Raw genomic sequence first — 21,112 nt, forward strand, 5'->3', positions numbered from 1 at the left:
CTAAAACCACTCCTCACTCTTAGCGGTGATACCAAAGATGTGTCGCGCATTGAGATCAGAAATCCCTTGCTTCAACCAATCATTGGGATCTGGAGTTGAGATACGTACCCCGTTGCCTATGGCGTTGCTAAGTTTTGCACAAACGCTTTCGTGACCGTTACACCTCGCGGCGAGTAGGACCATTTCCGTGAAGGAATCCCACGGAAGATCAAGCGCAACTCGCTCTTCAGTAGAGACGTTTCCCTCCCAACAAAAGACTTTTACGCCAGTCTCGCGCTGCCATCGCTCGTCTACAACAAGCTCTGGGTTGTCTGAGTCTACCAGCAGTGCTGTGTCAGTGCCCAGTTGAGCAAGCTTCAATGCGCGGACTTTAGCCTGAGGGCCTCCAGCGCCGTCAACAACAATAGATCCCCGATGAGTTAGCGGTAGGCCCTCATTTTCGGTTTGCCAGACTTCTTCAAGGCCCCGGGTCAATCCTAATTCCGTTTTCCCCTCAGCGATCACAACGCGCTTTGCAAGAAATGCCTCCGGCATCGCGCGCAGAATCGGCTGAAGATCGTCAGCAACGACAGTGACACAAGTCGTAGCGTCTCGAGCCATTACATACTGAACATCAGCAGCCTTCAACTCAATTAGCGTGACCGCCGAGTGCGTTGTGAAGAAGACCTGACCGTCGGTACCTTTCGGTCTAAGCGAACTGAGCAGGTGCCGCAATCGATGGGGCTCCAGACCGTTTTCAATTTCGTCAATCAACACAATGCTACCTTCAGAGATAGCCAGTGATTGAGGGCCAAGCGCGACCAGTCGACGCGTGCCCAGGCCAGCAGAATGCAACGGTACCTCACCATCATAAAGGCCAAGGACTCCATATTGGGAGCCCCAGTGCGGAAGGTAGAGCGATGGTCGAAACTTGTTGCGAACGATCGCGCCTATTTTTCTGGCAGCTACCTCTGCCTTTCCTGCGGCCTCGCCGAGATGGGAGAGCTCCGCCTTTTCCACCTGATGTCGTGCGCTCTGCTGGGCCAAGGCTAATGCCCGTCTACCTCCTTCACCACTCTCTGTAGCACCCGAGAGTGCCGACCCACGAGTCCAGGTCAGATGCCGATTTACGTCCGATGTGATCCGTACGACTCCCATCAATTCACGATCTCTCATTGAAAGCGGTTTGCCTTCGGGCGTCCGGTCATTCATGATGACCCATGAAGGTTCAAAAGAGTCGTCTACTGTAAATCGAATAGTCAGTACAGCTTCCGTCTCGTCATCAGGTTCATCGATCAATTCACTCGTTTCCTGCTTCCATCCTCTTAGGTACATGCCAAACTTACCGACTGTAATCAGTCTATCTGGCAAATTTCCTACAGTCACTTCAATCTGAATCGGATTACCTACGTCCAATAGATGAAAGTCCGCTTCACTCACCTGCAATCCGTACCGTGGAGACAAAGCGAGCTCTATAGCGTCCAACAGCGTAGACTTTGTTGAATCGCCGTGCCCTACAAGGCACAGAAATGAACCCTTAGGTACCCACGTAGAGGATTTGATGCCCCGAAAATTCTGAATGGATATCTGACGGATTTGCATAGTGGTCGTTTGTTCAAAATTCCCCAATACGGCCACAGTCTACACCTTTACAGGTCGATTGTCACCAAAAAAGTGACTCGGCTAGCACTGGGATCGAAACGACAAGCGATGCATTCCGAGTACCACCAACGCTAACTAGGGTATCAGTTTAAAGGGCTCTCCTTCGGTAACACGGCCGTCCCAGAGAACAAAAGTAACCTTGAAGTCAGGCTTTCTCAGCCCTGCGACTGCAAATGAGCAATCATCATGTAGTTCTCCGTGCAAGAAACTCAGTTGGTGGCCTCCAACAAAAATCCGAATCTAATCAAAGTGTTCAGAACCTAAAGGCGAAATAGCCCAAAAGCAGATGAACAGGGGCCCGAAAGTGCGACGTTTGAGGGGCGTTGTGAGAAAGTGGACACTTGTGTCACATGGCTCCGTCTGGTGCATGATATTAGAAAATCTATTGAAGATATGAACAACGCGGCCTTGAAGCTGACGTAAGGCGGTCAGTAATTCAATCTGCAGCCGACTCCTTTGCACTCCTTAGCCAAACCATCTAATGATCTTTTGCCATAGGGTCACTCTTTGAGTGACTGGCTGGGATTCGCCCCGATTTTCTCTGTAGTAAGCATCTTTGATTCGAGCGTCCTGGGCTCGACCACTGCGGATTTTGTCCGGAGTCCACTTTGGAACCCATACAACCCTTCCATTCTTTATCCAGTAGTGAGACTGGCACTTGAGGCTCCAATTGCCTATGGAGGGATAGAGTGATACAGTCTTTCCGTTGAAAGACAATTTCCAATCAGTGGGGGAAAGCGGGGTGACAACCTCCTCACCGCATCCGCAAAAGCACTTGTGCACAGCGGTGCCATATTTGCTTGAGACGTACAGCACCTTTTCATCAAGCTTATCAGGAATTTTTTCTACAAACTTATGCGTGATGATCATTGTGAACTAAAATACCGTCGTTGATTGAGTAGGTGGTGTTGAATTCCAACGCGAGGTCTTGGTAGTAACCATTTAGTTTCTTCCATTTGATGACAGCTAGAATCGCGCCCAAGGCGTTAAGCTCGGCAATTTGAATGTTCGTAGCGTAATCGTCTTTTTCACCGTCAGTCGCAAACGCGATTCTCTCGTTGATGTGGTCACACTTGTCTGGCGTGCACGTTGTTACTCTGACATGTCCAAGAATCGACTCGTCAATTTTGAGAACGCCGATCCCGGTTTCGATAAAAGCTATCTTGTTCGCCAGGAGGAAGTCAACGATCTGTCGTTTTATTACCGGACCTCCATTGTCGACGGCGATGAAGACGAAGTCCATGGTTGATAATTCGGCCAGATTCTCATTGGTTATGTCGTAGGGGTGCGATTGAACATTCGAATGCATGTTTGAATAGATACACTTGAAGTACTCCGCCTTCTTAGGGGACTGATCGAGGTCATGCTTGCTTGCTGCGCCCGGAGCACGAAATGCGTTATGGTTAACGAAGCCGTCTCCATCAAAGAGGTGAATTTCCTTTACACAGGTCTTCGCGACGAAATCGAGAATGTACGACCCGGTGCCACCCACGCCAACTATGGCGACTTTCGCACCCCCCAATTTCCTCGATATTGCGTCGATGCCTGCCCTACTGGAATTCGTGTCAGGGTAATTGAATACTGATTCGGTCGTAACTGATTCGATGACTTTGTGCGGTTTTTCAGTAACGGTGTTATCTAGGGCTCTCGCTTCATTCGCGATGATGGTGGCGTAGTTTACCATCTTTTCATAATAACCTGGGTAGCCACCGGATAACTTGCCGGAGAACTTATGGCGCACTGTAAGATCGCCGATTTGGAGGTTTTCCGCACTATGGTAAATTGAGAGGCGTTTACCACTCCGGTCACAGGGAGCATCGCCTGCAAATGACGCGATGTGATCTGCAATAGGTCCAACGGTCTTGTCCCCCGACAAGGAGGATAAATTGGAAACCAAAGCACCGTATTGAATTTGGCGACTTGCATTCACATACGGGATGTCACGAAGCAAAAGGTAGCCGTTGTGTATCTCAACCGAATACCCGTCATCCAATAGGCGTTTGAGATCGGGATTACGACTTATCTGTTCTTGAGACATTGAATATCATGCCATCCTTAACCTTCACGTCATCGCCCTTGACCATGCTGCCTTCTTTTTTGTCTTCGCCCTTGCTGTAGGTCACTGTGTAAACGATGTTTTCGTTGTCTTCATACGTTCCAAATGCCAAGGTGACGACTTGCTCGAACGAAATACGCTTCCCATCGTATTGTTTCTCGCGACCATTAACGATTATCGTGACGGTCTTGGTGGGCGAGTTATCTTGCGAAGTATTATCTATCATAATTTGTCCTTTCGTTAGTGCTCTTTATCTTTAGGTGGATTAGGATCCGGACCAAAGCTGTCTTTGCTCCGGATTTGGCCATTGGGCCGATGAGTAATCAACTCAGACTGGTTGTGCCTAGCCAAGTTACGGCCCGCATCTTCCGCCGCGTGTTGAGTGCGATGCGTGCTCACAGGAGCCTTTGAGCCCTCTTGTTTGACCGCCCACTGATTGTTTTGAGGAACTACATGCACATTCTTACCCATATGAATATCTCCTTCTGGTTAGGGAAGCTCGTCTTTTCGGATTTATTTGAGAATCACTGAAGTGATTGCCTCAGCACCCCCCGAACGATACCCATTAGCCGGAATTCCTGCTGCGAACCTACTGTTATAGGATTATAGTTCTGATTAAACGATACTAGCAAAATGTTTTCATGAGCTCTTAGAAACTTCTTCGCATAGACACCGTCGTCCAGCGCGGCGACAACAACCTGCCCATCCTCCGGGGTCTGCAACTGCTGTACGATTAGAAGATCGCGATTATGAATCTTCGGCTCCATTGAATCACCGCGTGCCCGAACCAAGAAATAGTCCGATCCAATCCTGAGCGTCCGTGCCGGGAGCGGGATGCGTTCTTCGATGTTCTCATCTGCATAGAAGTCTTCCGTTCCACATGCAGCGTTGCCGTAGAGCGGCAGATATATGACATCTCGAACTGGATTCTTGTCGATTCGGATTTGCCCGTCTTCGCTGGGTATAATGTAACCCTTCTTCTCAAGTTGTCTGAGGTGGTGGGCTATTGTATTTGGAGATAATATCCCAATTTCCTTCGCCAATACTCTCAGCGACGGCCTTGACTCCGCCAAGTCAGCCAGGGCCTTGAGCAGTTTTTCCTGAGTTGGGTGCAACTTTCCGAATGTACTCATGTCTATAGTATATTAAACGATTCGATTGGTGTCAAGGTTTCATAGGACACTGTCTTTTCTTGGGTCTTCTGACCGTTTTGGATCCCCGTTCCTAAGATTAGACCGATCCTGGAAAAACCAGTTTACTTCTTCTTGACAATGTAAACAAAACAACGTAAACTGTTTACATCTAAGATAGAAAGTAAACAGAATCTATGAAAAACACCCCAATCCAAGTCGGAGAAAACAAACAACAGCCAGAAGGCTATAAGGCGTTTATTCCCAACAAGTTCCCACCCGATTCAGGCTTTGATTGCTCAAAGGAGCTAGTCCTCAAACATTCGGAAGCCGAGCGGCTACTTGGGAAACTGGACGGAATTACGCAACTACTGCCAGACGTGGATTTTTTCCTGCTAATGTACGTCCGAAAGGATGCCGCGTCATCCAGCCAAATCGAGGGCACCCAAGCGACGATGATCGATGCTATAGAAGCTGAATCCAAAACAGCCGAGAAGTTGCCGAAGGATGTAGACGACATTCTGCATTACATAAAGGCGCTCAACTACGGTCTTGAACGACTCAAGGAATTCCCCTTGAGTCTTCGATTCATTCGTGAACTCCACAAGGCCTTAATGGAGGGAGCCCGAAGCAGTCATCACTCCGACCCTGGAGAATTCCGACGTAGTCAGAACTGGATCGGCGGAACAACTCCAGCTAATGCGCGATTCGTCCCTCCCCCACCCCATGAAATGCAACGGGCACTCAATGATTTTGAGAACTTCCTGCAGGCGAAGGATGACGTTCTGCCTCTTTTCAAGGTAGCACTGATTCATTCACAGTTCGAAACGATCCACCCATTTCTTGACGGAAACGGTCGCACGGGACGACTGCTCATAACAATGTACCTATGGCTACATGGGTTGCTCGAACGACCGGTGCTATTTCTCTCGTCATATTTCAAGAAGCATCAGCAGCTCTATTATGACCGTCTCGACGGCTACCATAATGGACAGGTGGAACCATGGCTAGACTTCGTACTGGACGGCATTATAGAGACGGCTCAACAAGCCACGATAACTGCGAAAAATATTACTGTACTGCGTGAGGAAGATCTTAACAAGGTTATGGCTCTTGGCAAGACTGCCGCAGAAAGTGGCGTGCTCGTATTACGCAGACTATTTGCGTTGCCTATCGTCAATGTCAACACCGTTAGCGAATGGACCGGCTTCACGCGCCAAGGCGCTCAACGAGTGATCGAACGTTTTGTTGAGCTTGAAATCCTTGAACAGAAGGATAAGACAGAGAAGTACGGAAGGTCTTTTATGTATCGCCGATACGTGCAAGCGTTTCTGAAGGAATAGCAACCGTGAAATGGGCGTAATGATTGATAACCATACCACGGCTCCTTGAAACGCTGATCTTCTGTTTGTACTGGTTGAGCGTGACCTCAAATACAGTTAGCGCGTCAATCAATTCAAACTTCTTCATAGAATCTGGAACAATGCAAGTCAACTATCGGCAGATGACGTTTTCGTCGCGCACTACACTGTAGACAGACTATCTCATCATTCCCCGAATCGAAACATGTAGATATCGTCCATAAGGGACTTGGTCGACGGAATTCCACTTTGCAAGAAATGAGCTTTCCAATCCAAGCCGGCCTCTACTTTGGCATCTGCATATCTTCCCACTGCCCAGCAATAGATAATGTGCCCCGGAATCGCACTCGCGCACCATTCGTGCTTGTCTAACCTCACAAGGCCCCAACGATCGCGTTCAGTAGGTGCCTGTGAAAAATCTTCTGCCGGGATGAGTGAAACAGAGATCTCAATCAAGGATAGTTTGGTTTGTTCATATCTGATGGTCGCTTGAAAGACGGAGTTACTATCGATAGGGGACAATTTGGAGAGGGCCGCAGCCAATTCCTCGCCAATTCGTCGCTTCAATAGGATAAAGGTATCAAGTAACCCAGCCCTCTTAAGCTCAATTATGCGTTCCTTATGCCTAAGCACAGTAAGGTGAAATGATTCATTATACAAATCATCCGGCAGTCCGATGCGAATACCATATGGTGTGCCGTGCCACGCCTTTATCTGCTCTGCTACTGCAAGGGCCTGCTCAGGATCGGTCGATTCAACTATACTTTGCAGAGACTCTCTCACCTCGTCAAGCGTGTAAATCGCTTGTTGCGCGGTTTCCCGCATCTCCGCAAACGTTGCAGGTATATCACCCCACCAGTTGTCGATAGGTTCCTGGAAGATCGGATCAATTTGAGACGAATCAATTGTTACCCTGGGCAGGAACCAAGACAGAAAGTTCCGGTTATTAGCGAATTCTGCCAGAGAAAGAGTGCGATCAATTCGGTCGAGAGCCAGGTCAAGTGCTTTTACTTCATACTTCTCGGATTTGAGCAGTACGCATCCTGGAATTCGAACCTTATCATCTTCAACGATCTCGAAATCAGAAATTAGTTCATTTGGAGTTAGTAAGAACATTCGAGCTTCGCCAGCATCACCAGTGTGGCACAACACGAAAAACTCCTTGCGAAGACGACCATCCTTATCAATCAGGTATGAACGTGGGATATGAAAAGTGGTTTCAGGTCCCGAAAAGAACTTTGCTTGAACTATACCGAGTCGAGGAGGATCTCTATCCAATAGGTTCTTGGAAGTTATGCGCCGTTGAATGATGAAGTCGGCACCATCTATGTCGACACTTCGCTCTAACACCCAAAAGCGGTCAATCAAGAATGAGCGAGTACGCGCTTCACCAATTGATCCATTTTGCATCGCCTTCAGCCACGGAGGGATTTCATCACGCACAGCGCATTCCTTATGCGGCTCGGTCAGTTAGGGCCAACGGACTTTTTTGTCACCGACGACTTTGTAACGTAAGTTAGGTCTGGTTTCTGTTGTGCAATCGCGGACGGCTTATTCTCCTGACGTTTGCGAATCATGACCACAAATGCTTCGAGCTCAAGAATGTCGGATAGAAGTTCAACGGGTTCTGGAACGGGGCTATTGTCCGCAGCCGCATGGTCGTGTCCCGATATCCAGGCGGAACACTTAGTCATGCCTTTATCAACTGCTTCACAGTCTTCGCTAGTCACTGTTATATATTTCAGCCTTTGCGTCTGCACTTCTGGAGCGAACCGCTGGATACAGCCTCCAAGAAGCACTTCCTCCACTGCCCGCTCCCATCCCTTCCTTAGGTTGTCATAGCAGTTCCGAGCAAGACGATCGTATTCGTCATGGTCACCCTTGTCATAGAGAGCCTTCAGCGCTTGGTGCGTGTTCTTTAACGCTCCTATACGCTTGCTAGTTTTCATGCCATCCCAAGGAATCGACTCGTCGCAAACACCACATCGATTTCCAACCCGTCGGACCGATTCAACCAAGTACTCTACCTTTCCATGCTCACACGCTTCCATCAGCCTTGATAGGAATAGCAGGTCATGGGTAAAGACAATTACTTGTCTTTTCGCTCCTTCATGGGCCATTCGAGCAGCCACCTTACTACGATAACGGTGGTCAAGGGAACAGACTGGATCATCGAAGACAATACCGCAACTGTGGTCTGACGTTCCAAGTTCGGCAAAGAACGAAGCAATCGCTACGATGCGCTGTTCCCCTTCGGACAACACGCCTGAAGGTGTCACTTGTGCATCCTTCAAGCCAACTTGGTGAAGCGTGCTTCCGTAACTACCACTCTTCTTAAGCTGCAAAGGAATCCCACTAGCTCCAAGATTTTCACATTCAGTATGAAGTGCTTTACGCAACTCACCGGTTAGAGCATCCTCCATAAGCTGATTTCCCTTTCTGGTGATACTCGTCGTATCAGTCGCCTTTAGGCACGAGTTCAGCCTAGCTCTGGTTTGCACATTGCGAAGATGTCCTTTAAGAGTAAGTCGATTATTGAAGGCGAGCTCCCTGAACTCATAGTCTTTGAGTTCCTTCTCTACTCTTTCGCGCTCGCTCGCATTAGTATTTGCCTCACAACGCTTCAAGTTCTCGGTACAGTTTGTCTCCAATTGATTCAATTCTCCAGAAGCGTCTACTGACAATACAGTCACGGCATTCCAATTATCATCCTTGAGCGCAGCGCCGATTGTCTCGAAACGGTGACGGCACGACGCGACGTTCGTACGAATAGTATCGCCAATCCCCTTATTTAGTTCGTCAAGCTCTTCCATCAATGACTGATCGATCCTGTCAAGGTATCCAGAAACAGCTGAGAACCCCTTAACCGCTTCAGCAAAGGATTCCTCATTGGTCCGAACCGTAGTTGCCACGTCCTTCTGAATAAACTCCCAGAACCGCTTCAAGCGATCCTTAGCCTCACCGTTTAGAACTTGCTGACAGAGCACACAACGACTGTCGTCGCCAGTGAACGAAAGGGCCTTTGAGGATAGGCATCCGTCTCAGAGAATTTGCGGGCTGCATTAAACAAGAAGCGCCAAGTCTCGCTGCCTGTTCCTTGTACAGGCTCTTTTGCCAAACGCTTGTTGGGCCGCTAAGCTGGCAGCTACCTTTGAGTCCTTCAACTCCTTCTGCTTCGTCTTCAGCAATTGCACAGATTCGTCGGAGCATATTTGCCGGACCTGACCGAGCGTCAAGCGCAATTGTTGGATTCTGGAGCACAGTCGTTTCCAAATAGCCGCTTCCTTTGTCGGGTCCTGCGCTCTAAGCCTGACCAACTCCTTTCGGAGCTCTTCCAATCGTTTAGCATCAGATTCGGGAAAAGGTGTCCGTTCGTCAATGAGGTCTTCTGTAGTGTCGGCTGATACTACCGGAATAGGCTTGCCCTCACCAACTAAGTCTTTCATGATATCAGGATCCTTTGGGAGTGCATGGATTTCGCCGTTTATCCTGAGTTGAAGTGCTCTACACAAACCCGCTAGTTTTTCAAACACATCAAGGCCGTATGGGATATATCTGACTTCGTTTGCTTCATCGACATACAAACGCGCTGTCTGCGCGTCAAAAACCGCGATGTTTGCTAGACACTCGGGCGGTGTTTCACCATCACTCCATTGCAGTGCTTCTTCTGGTTTACCGTCAATTTCTGCATAAATGTCTGCTTGCGCCGGTTCTTTAGAAGCTGTAGCCGCAAAGACGTTTGGATAAATGAGTGCAGTCGCTCCGCGCGCTCTACAGGCTCGTTTCAGAATTCGTGAATATCCAGACTTACCAGCGGCATTGTCACCGTAGACAATTGTGACACCTCGATAGCTAAAACGAAGTGGTGCATCGCTAACAATGGCGTTGACATTCTTAGTTGGAAGCAATCCCTTTAGTACAGTATGCTTCTGATGTACCGTTCCGGAAGCAACGTGATCCTTTCCAAACGGAATCGGCACGGTCTCACTGGTGCTCATGCCATTTTCGACCTTGAGCAATTCATAGACTTCTATGATATCCGTTTCAGAGATAGTCCGGTTTACCCAAATGCGACGTACCGCGTCAGCTTGCCAAGCGGGTAGCGTCTTAGCCCATGTGATGAGTTCTTCTACGACTTTCATATTCCCCCAAGCCAGTTGGTTATTACTGACAAAATGTCTTATTACTGAGACTAATTATAACTGCTCCAGCCGATACAGGCAACCACTAAACCAAATGTGGAAGCAGCCTGTGCTGCGGAAACGTCGATATGAGAAATGGTAGCGAAAAAATGCCCCGAAATCACTGGGATCCCGGGGCATCGGTACAGAAAGAATAGTGCACAACGCTACCATTCGATCACACGGTAGTCTGACACAGGGTGCTCGTCGGCGTAAGCCTCTGCCAGCGCCCGGGTGTTGAACAGCATGGTACAATCGGAATCCGATTGTAGGACGATATTATGTATCCCAGCAAAAGTTTCGACGACAATTAGGTATCTATGCATTGGAGCCGCCTGCAATCCGAGCGAAACGAATGGCAGTCTCGAATGCTGGGGTACTGCGTTTTCGACCTGAAAACAGGACTGATTGGTATTCCCCGTCAGCATAGCAATGCCCCCGCCCTCCGTTCCAGGCTGACCCGTGCGTCTATGTGCGGAAGCGAGCGAGCGGAAGCTGTCAGCCCCTGTACCATTCTCCAAAGAGTTGACGGATCGTCGCCATCCTGCAAAGCCGTTGCATGGGCAAGAAATACCTCCTTCTGCGAGAATGGTTTTGAGGCAAACCAGGCAATCACCTCATCGACCGTCTTTCCAACGGGCTTATACATAGCCTTATGGACCATATTCGAGATGGTATCCGACATGACCCTGCTTTCCACGGAACGATTGATACAGGTTATGGCAGCGTGAGATTTCCTGCGCTTCGAGTCGCTCCCCCAGAATGCGGACCTCACGATTGTTCCCGTAATTTTCCGTGCCACAACACATTAAGTGCTATTGAATACCATCTTGACGCGTGCAAGTTGAGTGCGACTCTTCGGCACAGCCTCTGACCTATTGACAACCAGGTTCATTGTCTGCGCATGGAAGTTAGAGGGGCTATGGCACTATCGATCGTCTCTGTTAGGGCGCTCGCGTCCGACCTATGGAATCGCTCCACAATCGAACTCGATTATTAATTGTGGGAAACTAAAGCGAAGGAAGGTAGTCACAAATGTATCGTGGGTTGCCGACAACACAGTATTGCAGAACACGGCTTGATCTTTAAACAAAGGTAATCCAAATGAATACAATGATTGCAGCATTTATCGAGACTCAAAGGGCCCGAAAAAATGTCTCTATCCGTACCGTCAAAGCTTACCGTTGCGATCTCGAGTCGCTAAAGAAGTTCTTCCCAGACCAAAATACCGACGACCTAGCGACAATCAATCTGACAGAGTACCTGAATGTGTTACGAAATCGTGGCCTAGTTGCTTCAAGTATCAAGCGGCACATTGCCACCCTCAAAGTGTTCTTCAAGTTCGTTAAAGAGAAAGGATATGCTCAAAACGTGCCGTTGTTTTCTATTGACGAGAAGTTTCACGTTGGCAGAAGGCTGCCGCGTGTCATGGCTCGTGAGGAGATTCGTTCGCTAATTGCTACCGCCTATGAACGAGGTAGGAAGCGCGTGAACCTCACTGAGAACCAGAGATTTCTTGGTGTTCGAAATACCCTGATAATAGAGCTTCTCTTCTCCTTGGGATTAAGAATCGATGAACTGACCTCGTTACGGATTAGTGATATCAATTTCGAAGAAGGCTCTATTCTTGTCCTTGGGAAGGGACGTAAGGAGCGTGTGCTCTTCATGCCAAATGATGGGTTGACCAAATTGGTACGAAGATACCTCAAGCTGCGAAATAGTATCAATAGCGGCCATGACTTTCTCTTACTGAACCGGTCCGGAAATCGGCTGAGCAACTGTGCGGTGGAGCGAGTTTTTAGGAGCATTTGTGACCACGCAGGGCTGAAACGCCACTACACACCTCATTGTCTACGTCACAGCATGGCAACATTATTGATTGAAAATGGGGCCGATTTGAGATCGGTTCAGGAGATTCTAGGGCACAGTAGTATCACAACAACCCAGATCTATGTGCACGTTAGTTCAACCAGGAAGAAGGAGGTTCTAAGAACATTTCATGAAAGGAACAAGATGAGTTTCGCTCAATAACAAGAAGCGGGATAGCTGAATAACTAAGGATTATTCAACCTTGTTGAGCCCTGATACTCAGCACACGTTCCAGGTCGATGACTACGACGCCTTACTGGAGGAATACTTCAAACCCATTATGGGTGATGGGGAACCCTATCTGAACCCCTCTGGATTCCTGAAGATCAGGAATCCAATTCAAGACTCGCTTGATCGTATTACCACGCCAAAGCCAGATACTGTGACCTATGTATCAGGGTCAACACCAAATTGCGCTAAGTACTATGACAAACTGCTTCCGTCGATATCTAGTTGGGAGGCTAGCATGCAGATCGGCGGCGAAGAACTGACCTTGTGTCACTCTACAACTATTGCTTCGTTGGCAATTTTGTACATGCTGAAGTCCAACGGGCATTCTACGATCATTATGGAAAGTCCCTATTATTATGCCACCTATAGTCAAGCTCTCGCTCTTGGATTCAAAGTGATTAGGATTCCGACTTACTTCAAGTCGCAATTCGACTGGAGAGTCGAGACCATCCAAACGGCCTGCCAGGTCGGCGGCTCTGTTCTGTGGATTACTCAGCCTCGAATTGCTCTCGGGCTGAATCAGAATATAGATAGATTGTCAGATGTACTTTTCCGCCTTCCGTGCTTGACTGTTATTGTAGATGAAGCAAGCGAGACTCGCATACCATCCTGGCTTTCTCAATTAGCTGCTGGACTTCGCGGAAGACGTCTGATCCGCTTTAGGGGAATAGGCAAGGGACTTGGAATTAATGGAATAAGACTGGCGATGATTATTCACCATCAATCACTTAAGGCTCAGGTAGAGGATGCACTCTGGGTGTGTCAAGGAGCATTAGATGTCTTCAGTCTAGAATATGGCACAGAGTTGCTTGGAAACTGGGAAAGATTTCGAATGCAAGCATCAACCTGTCGAGTTCACATTAACAAAATGTACGACAGAATATCGAGATTAACGCGTGGGAGTCGACTACAATTGACACCGATCTCGGGTGGATACGCGGGTTGTTATGTGCTAGACATGTCGCATTGGAATGGATCTGCACCAAGTAAGAGACGCTATTTGCTTGAACTGTGTCGAAACCATAGGACAGTCATACTTTTGGGCGCATCTATGGGTTTTGCCCTAGATCATAGCCGGGAATACGCCCGAATAAACTATTATCTGGGGGTATGAGGAACTTGCAGAAAGCACTCGAATTCTTAGCTCGCTGCTTTCTGGCGCTCCACCATAGATGAGAAGAGCTTCTGCAACTTAACACCAACACTTAGGTTTATAGTGAGTGATAGTTCGCTATACAACTCTCCTGGAAATAGGGCCCTGACTCGAAATCCGTATTCTGTTGGGGTATCTGCCTGAGAGCCAATCTGAATTTCAAATGGCACCACGCCTCGTTCGGCGAGAGGCAGCGCCGCATTGTTTGTAGCTTGGTTTGGTAGGGTTTCTCTTAACCTTCGTAATTGAAAACTAAACCGAGAAGCCAAGAATATTGCCAAGAAACTGATCGCTTTGGCTGTCTCAACTAGGTCAATTGTAACTGCCGTTGGAGAATTGTAGATGCGTGCTTCTACGACTCTCCCGTCGAAAGACGGCAAATCCAGCGCTTCCCTAAGAGCTATCTCAAAAAAACTGCAATCGCCTTTGAGTGGCGATACCAATGTAATGTGTCTATCTATAGACCTTGCAAGAGTATCTAGTAAAAAGAGGTACTCCTCGACAACCCTTGACAATAGCATATGGGTGCCTGCCACATCCTGATATAAGGAAACTGCTGGGCCCGCATCATGAATATCCGCCTTAGGAACCAGTATGTCTGATAACTGTGAAGTTAAAGAGTGGCATTTGAGAATGGGGTATAGGGCAGCTCCTCGTGCTTGAAAAGATAGAGCAGAAACTCTGCACAGGTGTTCAATACCAGTGCAAACGATCTGGAAGAGCGTGTATATTCTATCCAGGACTCTAGATGAAAGACTTGGTCGAGAGCGGCATAGACTCTGCTCTCGTTATCTGGCAAGAAGTACTCAATACTAAAAAGTTGAAGAGCTGTCAGTAGCTTAGTATCAACATAGGTAGCGAGATCATCTGGCAGAACATACGCAAATGCCTCACTCGTCCGAGCAGTTCTAAGCCGCGTTCCTGTCAAATGTTGAGATCGAAATCCAAAGTTGTCCCAAATGCTCTGAATCTGTAGCTCCATGCCCTCAAACGTGCAGTCAACTAGAATACATGACTCAAAGAGCTTGTTTGTCGTCTTGCAATACACAAACTGGCATCGATAGAAGCGACAGCCCTTAATTAGCATTCTTGAAAAGTCACATGATTCAAATCGAACGTCGAAAAATTCAGAATCGCCGAAATTGGTCAAAGTAATGTTCGTCTCTCTAAAGACTGAATTCTCAATACTGGAGACCTTGAATCCGGCTCCATCCATATTGCACTTCTCAAAAGTCACGGCCCTCAAATGACAATCGTTGAAGTCAGTCTGATTGAGGTCAATTCCAATCAAAACAAGCTGGTCCAAGGTACAGTACTTGAAATTTGGATCCTTCACACCATGAGAACGCTTCACTGTGCCTGTAAGCGAGCAATTCAAGAAATCAGGACTATTGGTAGTGACAATATCGAAGTCATCGAAATTGATCTGACGACCCACCGCTTGATCGAGAACTAGGGATCGCGAAACATTGTGAGAATCCGTCATAGTCAGAATAATCCTTAGTTATTACGCCATTGTGCAGGACGGGCATTTGCCTGAGAGGTTAACTTGGGACACCCAAAAATAAATTACAGCAACTTATCGGAAACCCCACCGCACACCAGATGAAATCAAAATAGTCGAGTACTTCGACCAAGTAAAGTGCTTTTGCACGTGCATTTCCGTCGGAGATGATTTTTTGCGGTCCTACGGTAGGTATGGTACGATTGCCAAACGCAGCATTTTCCTTCTCTATCTAATCTTATGGTGTGGTTTGTCCTAGGTCTGGCCGGTGTACTGGCAAGCTCAGTAGAGCACATTGTAGACAAATGGTTAGTGGTTGTCCGCAAAGGTGGACCCGACCCGGTTTGCGCGGCGTTCTACAGGAATTCCGCATTCCTATTCAGTTTGATGCTGATCGGGCTTTTGGGTGTTGCAGGTAGCGTTCACTTGTCTGCGTCGCCATTATTACTGATTTGGAGTCTGTTACACGTCGGCTCTTCATTAGTATACGGTCACTTCCTGAATAAGGTCGAAATCACTAGATATGCCACCTTGTCCTTTGGTTTTTCAGTCGTAGTTATCGTAGCGGACTACCTTCTTTTTGAGGGTGGGTTAATTTGGCAAGACGTAGTTGGATTGATCCTGATAATAATAGGGGTATTACGGCAACTATTAATCTTCGAACGAAGGCACCTACGATAACAATGCGGCAATGGGGCATGCTCCTCTTCACTCTACTCACAAGCGCCACAGAGTTGTTCTTGTTTAGACATTTGTCGCTCACAGAAGGCCTGAACAGTATTAGCTTTTACGTAAGTACATGGATTCCAGTAACTGGATTTTTTCTAATTTTGATACTGCTCACTGGCAAGGCCAATATACTCCTCCGTGAAGCCATTCTGAACAACTTTCTTGTCAAGACATTTGTCAGCAAATCGTGTGATGCAATAGGGGGCATTCTAACCTTTGCGGCACTGTCTAAAGCGAGTGTTGCACACGTGTATTCGCTCGACTCGCTTCAGCCAGTGATGACAAATCTTGTCGCATTTGTGGCGGTTAGAGCTTTGGGGCTCAATCTTCGCGAGACCAAACAGAACTTCACGGTGCTTCAAAGGCACTAGCTGCATTACTTGCGACAATTGGAAGCTTAATAATCGTACACCGTATTTGAGCAGTGCAACATCAAGGTAGCTAAACACAGCAACTGGAAGTGGCGCTTGTTCTCATCACGGCGGCGTAGATTACTGGCTCTGTGAGTAGGTAGCCATAGCAATTTGACACTGTCATAGGAGGTCAGATTCCTTGAAAAACAATCGATCGCGTGTTTTTGAGATTCCGGAAATGTCAAATCAGACAGATCGGATTGTGCAAACCAGTCCGAGTCTTATTTTTCTCCTATCATCGTAATTTTGGTACCAGACATCCCCAAGAAGTCACGCTTTAACTCGACCTCGCTAATGTCTAATAACCCACAAAGCTCCTTCAGCGAATAGCGTTGATCCTCCAAGTGCAATTTGGCCAGCCTTTGTAATGTTGTTGCCTCTTCTGGGTCGATAGGCGTTGGCTCCCTCAAACGATAGCCCATCCTACCAATGTCAGTAAACAATCGACGGTACTTACTCTCGGATATCTCTCCGAGGTGGTACGCCCTATAGATTATCGCCTGCATGGAAACACGCCAGGTCGGCTTCAACTGGAGGGCATTCGGAATGGACAGAAATCGGAGATCGCGCCTGATTACCTCTTCCGGCATCAGGAAAGACGAAGCGAACTCGTCGGCCTCCGGTTCTTGTTCTGGAGTTGGGATCGCATGCATTATTAAATGGCCCAATTCATGGGCAAGCGAAAAGCGTATTCGTTCGAATGGCATGTCCGAGTTGATGAAGAACATTGGCGGCATGCCGACCGGCCATTGACTGATAGCGTCCAGTTTTCTCGTGCCAAAGCTCAGAGGGATAATTACTCCACCGGCATTTTCGATTACAGCGGTGAGATCCTTTATCGGGCCCATAGGAAGTCGCCAAGCTCTTCGAACAAGACCGGCAATCACGTCTGGCCCCCCATACTCGTTAACATCATAGCGAGGGAATGGATAAGCCGGCTCCATTGAGGCACTGCGTAGAAGCCGCGCGACGCGAATCATCGTCAAAATGGTATAGGCATGAATTCGGCGAAGCTCGTGAACTGGTAATGTCTGCCGTTTTCTATGATACATGCAGGTGCTGCCGGAGCCCTCGATACTGTCCCGTCTGCTAAATAGCGACTCCGGATAATCAAGAGCATTGGCAATATCCGTGACATGCTCTTCTGGGACATCCAACAATCCATTCTCGTACTTAGATATTGCTGACTGGGCAATTTCGACCATATCAGCCAATTGTCTCTGAGTGAGTCCGCGCGATTCGCGGGCCAAAATTAACATTTCGGCGTTTACATTTCTCATTTCGTAACTTCGTTCGCCTGAGCTTTTCGAGATTTTAGTCTTATGCTTACTTGTTTTGTCTGCGAGAGTTGAGTTAACATGGGTTGCTGTCGATTGAGCTCTTCCCCGGTAATATCAAATGACCATAGTATATCTTTTTCGAAAGGACAAATGCACCTGATATACATAAGTTCAGTGCGCATAGCATTCAATTGGTAGCAAACAATCACATTCGTGATCCGACGTTCCGTGCCTTCAAAATTGATTTCCTGTTGTACCTGACCCAAGAAATCACGGGCTGCTTGAGTCTTCCCAAAACTTCCCCTTCCATAGGAATTTGCTTTCTTTACTCGTGCCCTCATCATGTTTCTAATAAGGATGCTTGATTGTCGCTTCTTCGGCTCGAATTTTACAGAACCGTCCCCATCAACTGCATCAGATAGGTAATAACGTATTCGATCTGACATGTAGATTGCTTGGAAAGTCCCACTGCAACCATTCAACAACTCGTCACCTATTCCTATTAGTTTGCGGTAATCCGAGAAGGCTCTGTGGATGGTGATGCTAAAAAGATTTCGGAGCGGCTCCATTTCTTTCTTGGCTTCGCTTTCACTTAGAATAAAATCTGCCATTTTTGATATCCTCAGTTTTGGCAGTAAGTTACACCCAGCTTGCGCAAAGTCAAGCGAAATTATTCCACAAATGATTTGTTGATTTTCAACGACTTACGAGGTTTGACTTATCGCGTTTTTTCCAGCGTGCCGTGGCAGCCTTCTTGCCGCTTCGTTCCGCTGCGCTTTGGTTGTGCCCTTCCATCGGACTTTGCCGCCCTTCTTTGCTCTAGGCTTAGACAAGGCTACGGCATGGGGGTTCTTGGTGGGATCATCTGGCGTTTGTTTTACTGGGCGGACTATCAGTCATTGTTATCCCACTAAGTGGCCTGCTGTTGGACACCATTGGAATTGCTTTATTTGGTTGGCTTCCAGGTTTCTTATATGCTCAAACTGGTCAAATGATTGGAGCATTCGGTGCATTCCTTCTCTCTCGGCGATTTGGGGGCCGGGTGCTTGCCTTAATTCGAATCCCACACTGGGCACTACGATGGCGGCAGATGTTGGACAGATTGGATTCACTTGCTGAATGGACGCGCTTCAGGCTGTACACAAACTTGGCATTTGACATTGTGAGCTATCTATCGGGACTTACTAGCGTGTCGTGGAAGAGATACTTGATAGCAACGCTATTGGGCAACGCCCCGATAATGTTTGTCACTTATTATCTCGGTGGTAAAGGATATCAGATCGGTGGCTTTCTGGGCCTGATTGGAGTCGTGCTGCTAACTGTGGGGATATCCAAATTGGTTCTATCTCTGTTGTGGCGCAGGTACTTTGAAAGTGATTAGTGCAACAGAAAAGGGCTTTCCTCCCGGAATGGGAAAAAGAAGGTGAGATCTGTTTCAGAGAATCTTTGATACTTATTCCAATTGCATATCAAACACTTCATAGATCTTACGGCGTCGCAAAACCTGCTTTTTTGATCTTAAATCCGAATGTGTAGACTTCACGGTCAGGTTGAATTGTGTATGGGCCGGTGTTAATTGGTATTGACAGCAGTCCAAAGCTTTCTATATTAGGAGTACCATTTGATTGATATCAATTGACCTTCCCCCTATAAACTGGTCCATGTAAAACCTGAATTTTGGAGTTATATTACCCCGTAGGAGGTTTGGACATGAAGCGATCCTGTTATTCCGAGGAACAAATCATCGGCATTATTGAGTTGTTTAACGTGCGATCCACAATAGCGTCAGTACGCATTCGTACCGAGGCATGCAAATCGCATCTTCATACAGCCTGTATCCTCGTACCAGATCTGGGGTCTCAAGCCATACGATTGGCGGAACCGAACGTGGCTTTCCTGTGGGCCTGATTCCGTCGGAAAAATATTCGCCAGCATAGGAACTCGATTCGCAGTTTGTACCGAAAGAAATAATCACATGGTGGAATGAATCGCTGGAGCAGGACCAAGCAATCTTTCCACTTCGACTCGACACAAGTGCACACGGCTGACTGCTAAGCTCAACATAGCGGATCGCAGTGGCTGTGAGGCTGGTCTTAAACGTCTCGGATAAGGCAGCAATCGATTCAAAATTGAGCCGACAGGCTGAGCAAGCCGGGTGAAACAACTTCTGGGGCATGAGCAGTTCAGCAGCAAAAACATTGGCTTGTGGCTCATCAGATGTAGACCGATACCAGGTAAGGAAGTCCTCCTCTGTACAGCGACGGCTTTGCGCCTTATCTCGATGCAGTACATAATGGCCAAGCTCATGCGCTAGGCCAAACCGTTTTTTCCCTTCCTCTGCGATATCCGACTTAATCGTAACAAGGGCAGACTTTCTGCCGATTTGTATGCGGGCCTCTGAGCCGACCAGTATATCCTCGCGAGAATAAACCCCTAAGGTAGCGGCAATTGCGACCAAATCCAGTTGGTCTGGTTTCGTGATATACAGGCGATCAACAATTTCTTGTGCAGCACGCTTGGCTTCGGTATGTAAATTTGATATTGCCAATTTACTTGTCGATTGCAGGCGGTTCGTCAAGTTCGTCGAACAACTTTAGCAATTCGTCATCGAGCGCGGCTCCCTCGATATCTGATTGAGAAATCTGTTCAAGCTTCCGAAACCACGTTCCGGAAGCTGCCAATTGTAGGCCCGATGTCTTAATGTCAAATCGCCCACCAGAATTACGCGCGGCCACGATACCCTTTCTAATAGGTTCAGCAAATGACTCAAATATACTCTGGCGCCTTCGTCCTTCATCCATCAGGTATCCGTGCCGCCAATCGTATACCAACGTCATTGCCTTCTGAATGAATCTCTGCTCCTCATCTGTCAATTCTCGAACTTCCTCGGGGTTGGTTTCGCAGAGGATTTTGGTCAGATTATTTAGCTTTTCTTCGGCATTCGGCCGCCGTTTATCCTGCGTCATCGGTCGCTACCTTGGTTGCACGGTGTGTAGTAAGTCTCTCGGTAAGTTTCACACGAACCTTATAGGTCTTGCTTGGCGTCCAGTCTAGCATTGCCGCCACCTCTTTTATGGAGCAACAGCCATACTCAATAGCTAGATAAAACGACTCGCATTCGGCATCACCCTGTGCCGCCGCTTCTATAAGTGCAAGTCGCTTATCCATTTCGCTGCCCGGATCAGGAATAAGGCCGAGCGTGGATGATTCCTGCTTTTCGAATTCATCTATAGCCTGCTGATTGGTGACAATCTCGAGCGTCGATTCGTCTGAAATCGTGCGCTTGTGCTCCTTTTTCCGCCATTGATTGTGCCACCGGCTATTGATGATCCCAGTCAGAAAGTCGAACAGGTCCGGATACTGGATGGTATCCCAAGTGCGATCGCCGGTGAGCGCCAACTGGATGGCCTCGCATGCCATGTCTTCTGGCGTAACGTGTGAGGGCAGTAGACGGCGTTTATATCGGGCATAGTCAAAGAGACGCAATGCGATGCTGCGCCACTCCGCGTCGGTTACCTCCTTAAGCCGGGGATTGGGCCCTTTGGTCATGCCGGTCCTTTATGC

21 protein-coding genes are annotated in these 21,112 nt (G+C 47.8%); 4 read left to right on the forward strand and 17 right to left on the reverse strand.

Translation table 11 applies throughout. The features are described from left to right. The 6 genes from IPH75_16075 to lexA form a co-directional block, all read right to left on the reverse strand. A complete protein-coding gene (locus IPH75_16075; protein MBK7143580.1) occupies positions 1–1,419 on the reverse strand; it encodes an ATP-binding protein in 1,419 nt (472 codons plus the stop codon). A 687-nt stretch (positions 1,420–2,106) separates the two neighbouring features. Then, entirely contained in the window at positions 2,107–2,511 is a 405-nt protein-coding gene (locus IPH75_16080; protein MBK7143581.1) for a hypothetical protein, read from the reverse strand. After that, positions 2,495–3,679, reverse strand: coding sequence for a ThiF family adenylyltransferase (locus IPH75_16085; GenBank protein MBK7143582.1), 1,185 nt, complete (start codon positions 3,677–3,679; stop codon positions 2,495–2,497). Before IPH75_16085 ends, IPH75_16080 begins: the two co-directional genes overlap by 17 nt. Continuing rightward, positions 3,654–3,923 (reverse strand): multiubiquitin domain-containing protein, encoded by a 270-nt coding sequence (locus IPH75_16090; protein MBK7143583.1) that lies wholly within the window; start codon positions 3,921–3,923, stop codon positions 3,654–3,656. The genes IPH75_16085 and IPH75_16090 overlap by 26 nt, the downstream gene beginning before the upstream one ends. A 14-nt stretch (positions 3,924–3,937) precedes the next feature. Beyond that, the gene (locus IPH75_16095; protein MBK7143584.1) at positions 3,938–4,168 is read right to left on the reverse strand and encodes a DUF2188 domain-containing protein; all 231 of its coding nucleotides are present in this window, start codon (positions 4,166–4,168) and stop codon (positions 3,938–3,940) included. A 53-nt stretch (positions 4,169–4,221) separates the two neighbouring features. Next, positions 4,222–4,830, reverse strand: a complete 609-nt coding sequence (gene lexA, locus IPH75_16100) for a repressor LexA (protein ID MBK7143585.1) — start codon at positions 4,828–4,830, stop codon at positions 4,222–4,224. A gap of 194 nt (positions 4,831–5,024) precedes the next feature. On the opposite strand from lexA, the gene IPH75_16105 reads away from it, so the two are divergent. Next, a complete protein-coding gene (locus IPH75_16105) occupies positions 5,025–6,170 on the forward strand; it encodes a Fic family protein (protein ID MBK7143586.1) in 1,146 nt (381 codons plus the stop codon). A gap of 204 nt (positions 6,171–6,374) precedes the next feature. Here the strand turns inward: IPH75_16105 and IPH75_16110 are convergent, their stop codons facing one another. From IPH75_16110 to IPH75_16125, 4 genes are all read right to left on the reverse strand, one after another. Further along, positions 6,375–7,631 carry a hypothetical protein gene (locus IPH75_16110; GenBank protein ID MBK7143587.1) on the reverse strand — a complete coding sequence of 419 codons (1,257 nt, stop codon included), beginning with the start codon at positions 7,629–7,631 and terminating at the stop codon, positions 6,375–6,377. A 23-nt stretch (positions 7,632–7,654) separates the two neighbouring features. After that, entirely contained in the window at positions 7,655–9,175 is a 1,521-nt protein-coding gene (locus IPH75_16115) for an AAA family ATPase (GenBank protein ID MBK7143588.1), read from the reverse strand. A gap of 75 nt (positions 9,176–9,250) precedes the next feature. Then, positions 9,251–10,330: a hypothetical protein gene (locus tag IPH75_16120; GenBank protein MBK7143589.1), complete on the reverse strand. Its 1,080-nt coding sequence runs from the start codon at positions 10,328–10,330 to the stop codon at positions 9,251–9,253. Between the two features lie 460 nt (positions 10,331–10,790). Beyond that, positions 10,791–11,054, reverse strand: a complete 264-nt coding sequence (locus tag IPH75_16125; protein ID MBK7143590.1) for a hypothetical protein — start codon at positions 11,052–11,054, stop codon at positions 10,791–10,793. Between the two features lie 419 nt (positions 11,055–11,473). On the opposite strand from IPH75_16125, the gene IPH75_16130 reads away from it, so the two are divergent. Both IPH75_16130 and IPH75_16135 read left to right on the forward strand, forming a co-directional pair. Next, positions 11,474–12,400 (forward strand): tyrosine-type recombinase/integrase, encoded by a 927-nt coding sequence (locus tag IPH75_16130; GenBank protein ID MBK7143591.1) that lies wholly within the window; start codon positions 11,474–11,476, stop codon positions 12,398–12,400. Positions 12,401–12,704: 304 nt separating this feature from the next. Then, a complete protein-coding gene (locus IPH75_16135; protein MBK7143592.1) occupies positions 12,705–13,583 on the forward strand; it encodes an aminotransferase class I/II-fold pyridoxal phosphate-dependent enzyme in 879 nt (292 codons plus the stop codon). 26 nt (positions 13,584–13,609) lie between these two features. Here IPH75_16135 and IPH75_16140 read toward each other — a convergent pair whose 3' ends face one another. The 4 genes from IPH75_16140 to IPH75_16155 all read right to left on the reverse strand — a co-directional run bounded on the left by IPH75_16140 (position 13,610) and on the right by IPH75_16155 (position 18,159). Next, positions 13,610–14,158, reverse strand: a complete 549-nt coding sequence (locus IPH75_16140; GenBank protein MBK7143593.1) for a hypothetical protein — start codon at positions 14,156–14,158, stop codon at positions 13,610–13,612. 77 nt (positions 14,159–14,235) lie between these two features. Continuing rightward, entirely contained in the window at positions 14,236–15,108 is an 873-nt protein-coding gene (locus tag IPH75_16145) for a pentapeptide repeat-containing protein (protein ID MBK7143594.1), read from the reverse strand. A 1,381-nt stretch (positions 15,109–16,489) separates the two neighbouring features. After that, entirely contained in the window at positions 16,490–17,548 is a 1,059-nt protein-coding gene (locus IPH75_16150; protein ID MBK7143595.1) for an ImmA/IrrE family metallo-endopeptidase, read from the reverse strand. Continuing rightward, positions 17,545–18,159 (reverse strand): hypothetical protein, encoded by a 615-nt coding sequence (locus tag IPH75_16155; protein ID MBK7143596.1) that lies wholly within the window; start codon positions 18,157–18,159, stop codon positions 17,545–17,547. Before IPH75_16155 ends, IPH75_16150 begins: the two co-directional genes overlap by 4 nt. A 314-nt stretch (positions 18,160–18,473) precedes the next feature. Here IPH75_16155 and IPH75_16160 point away from each other — a divergent pair, with 314 nt between their 5' ends. After that, positions 18,474–18,929: a TVP38/TMEM64 family protein gene (locus IPH75_16160; GenBank protein ID MBK7143597.1), complete on the forward strand. Its 456-nt coding sequence runs from the start codon at positions 18,474–18,476 to the stop codon at positions 18,927–18,929. Positions 18,930–19,310: 381 nt separating this feature from the next. Here IPH75_16160 and IPH75_16165 read toward each other — a convergent pair whose 3' ends face one another. The 3 genes from IPH75_16165 to IPH75_16175 are packed head-to-tail and all read right to left on the reverse strand — an operon-like array spanning position 19,311 to position 21,097. Continuing rightward, positions 19,311–20,126 (reverse strand): ImmA/IrrE family metallo-endopeptidase, encoded by an 816-nt coding sequence (locus tag IPH75_16165; GenBank protein MBK7143598.1) that lies wholly within the window; start codon positions 20,124–20,126, stop codon positions 19,311–19,313. After that, positions 20,098–20,514 carry a hypothetical protein gene (locus IPH75_16170; protein ID MBK7143599.1) on the reverse strand — a complete coding sequence of 139 codons (417 nt, stop codon included), beginning with the start codon at positions 20,512–20,514 and terminating at the stop codon, positions 20,098–20,100. The genes IPH75_16165 and IPH75_16170 overlap by 29 nt, the downstream gene beginning before the upstream one ends. After that, positions 20,501–21,097 carry a hypothetical protein gene (locus IPH75_16175; protein ID MBK7143600.1) on the reverse strand — a complete coding sequence of 199 codons (597 nt, stop codon included), beginning with the start codon at positions 21,095–21,097 and terminating at the stop codon, positions 20,501–20,503. The genes IPH75_16170 and IPH75_16175 overlap by 14 nt, the downstream gene beginning before the upstream one ends. Positions 21,098–21,112: the final 15 nt, after the last annotated feature.

The organism is bacterium (assembly GCA_016708025.1).
GTDB lineage: Bacteria > Zixibacteria > MSB-5A5 > GN15 > FEB-12 > FEB-12.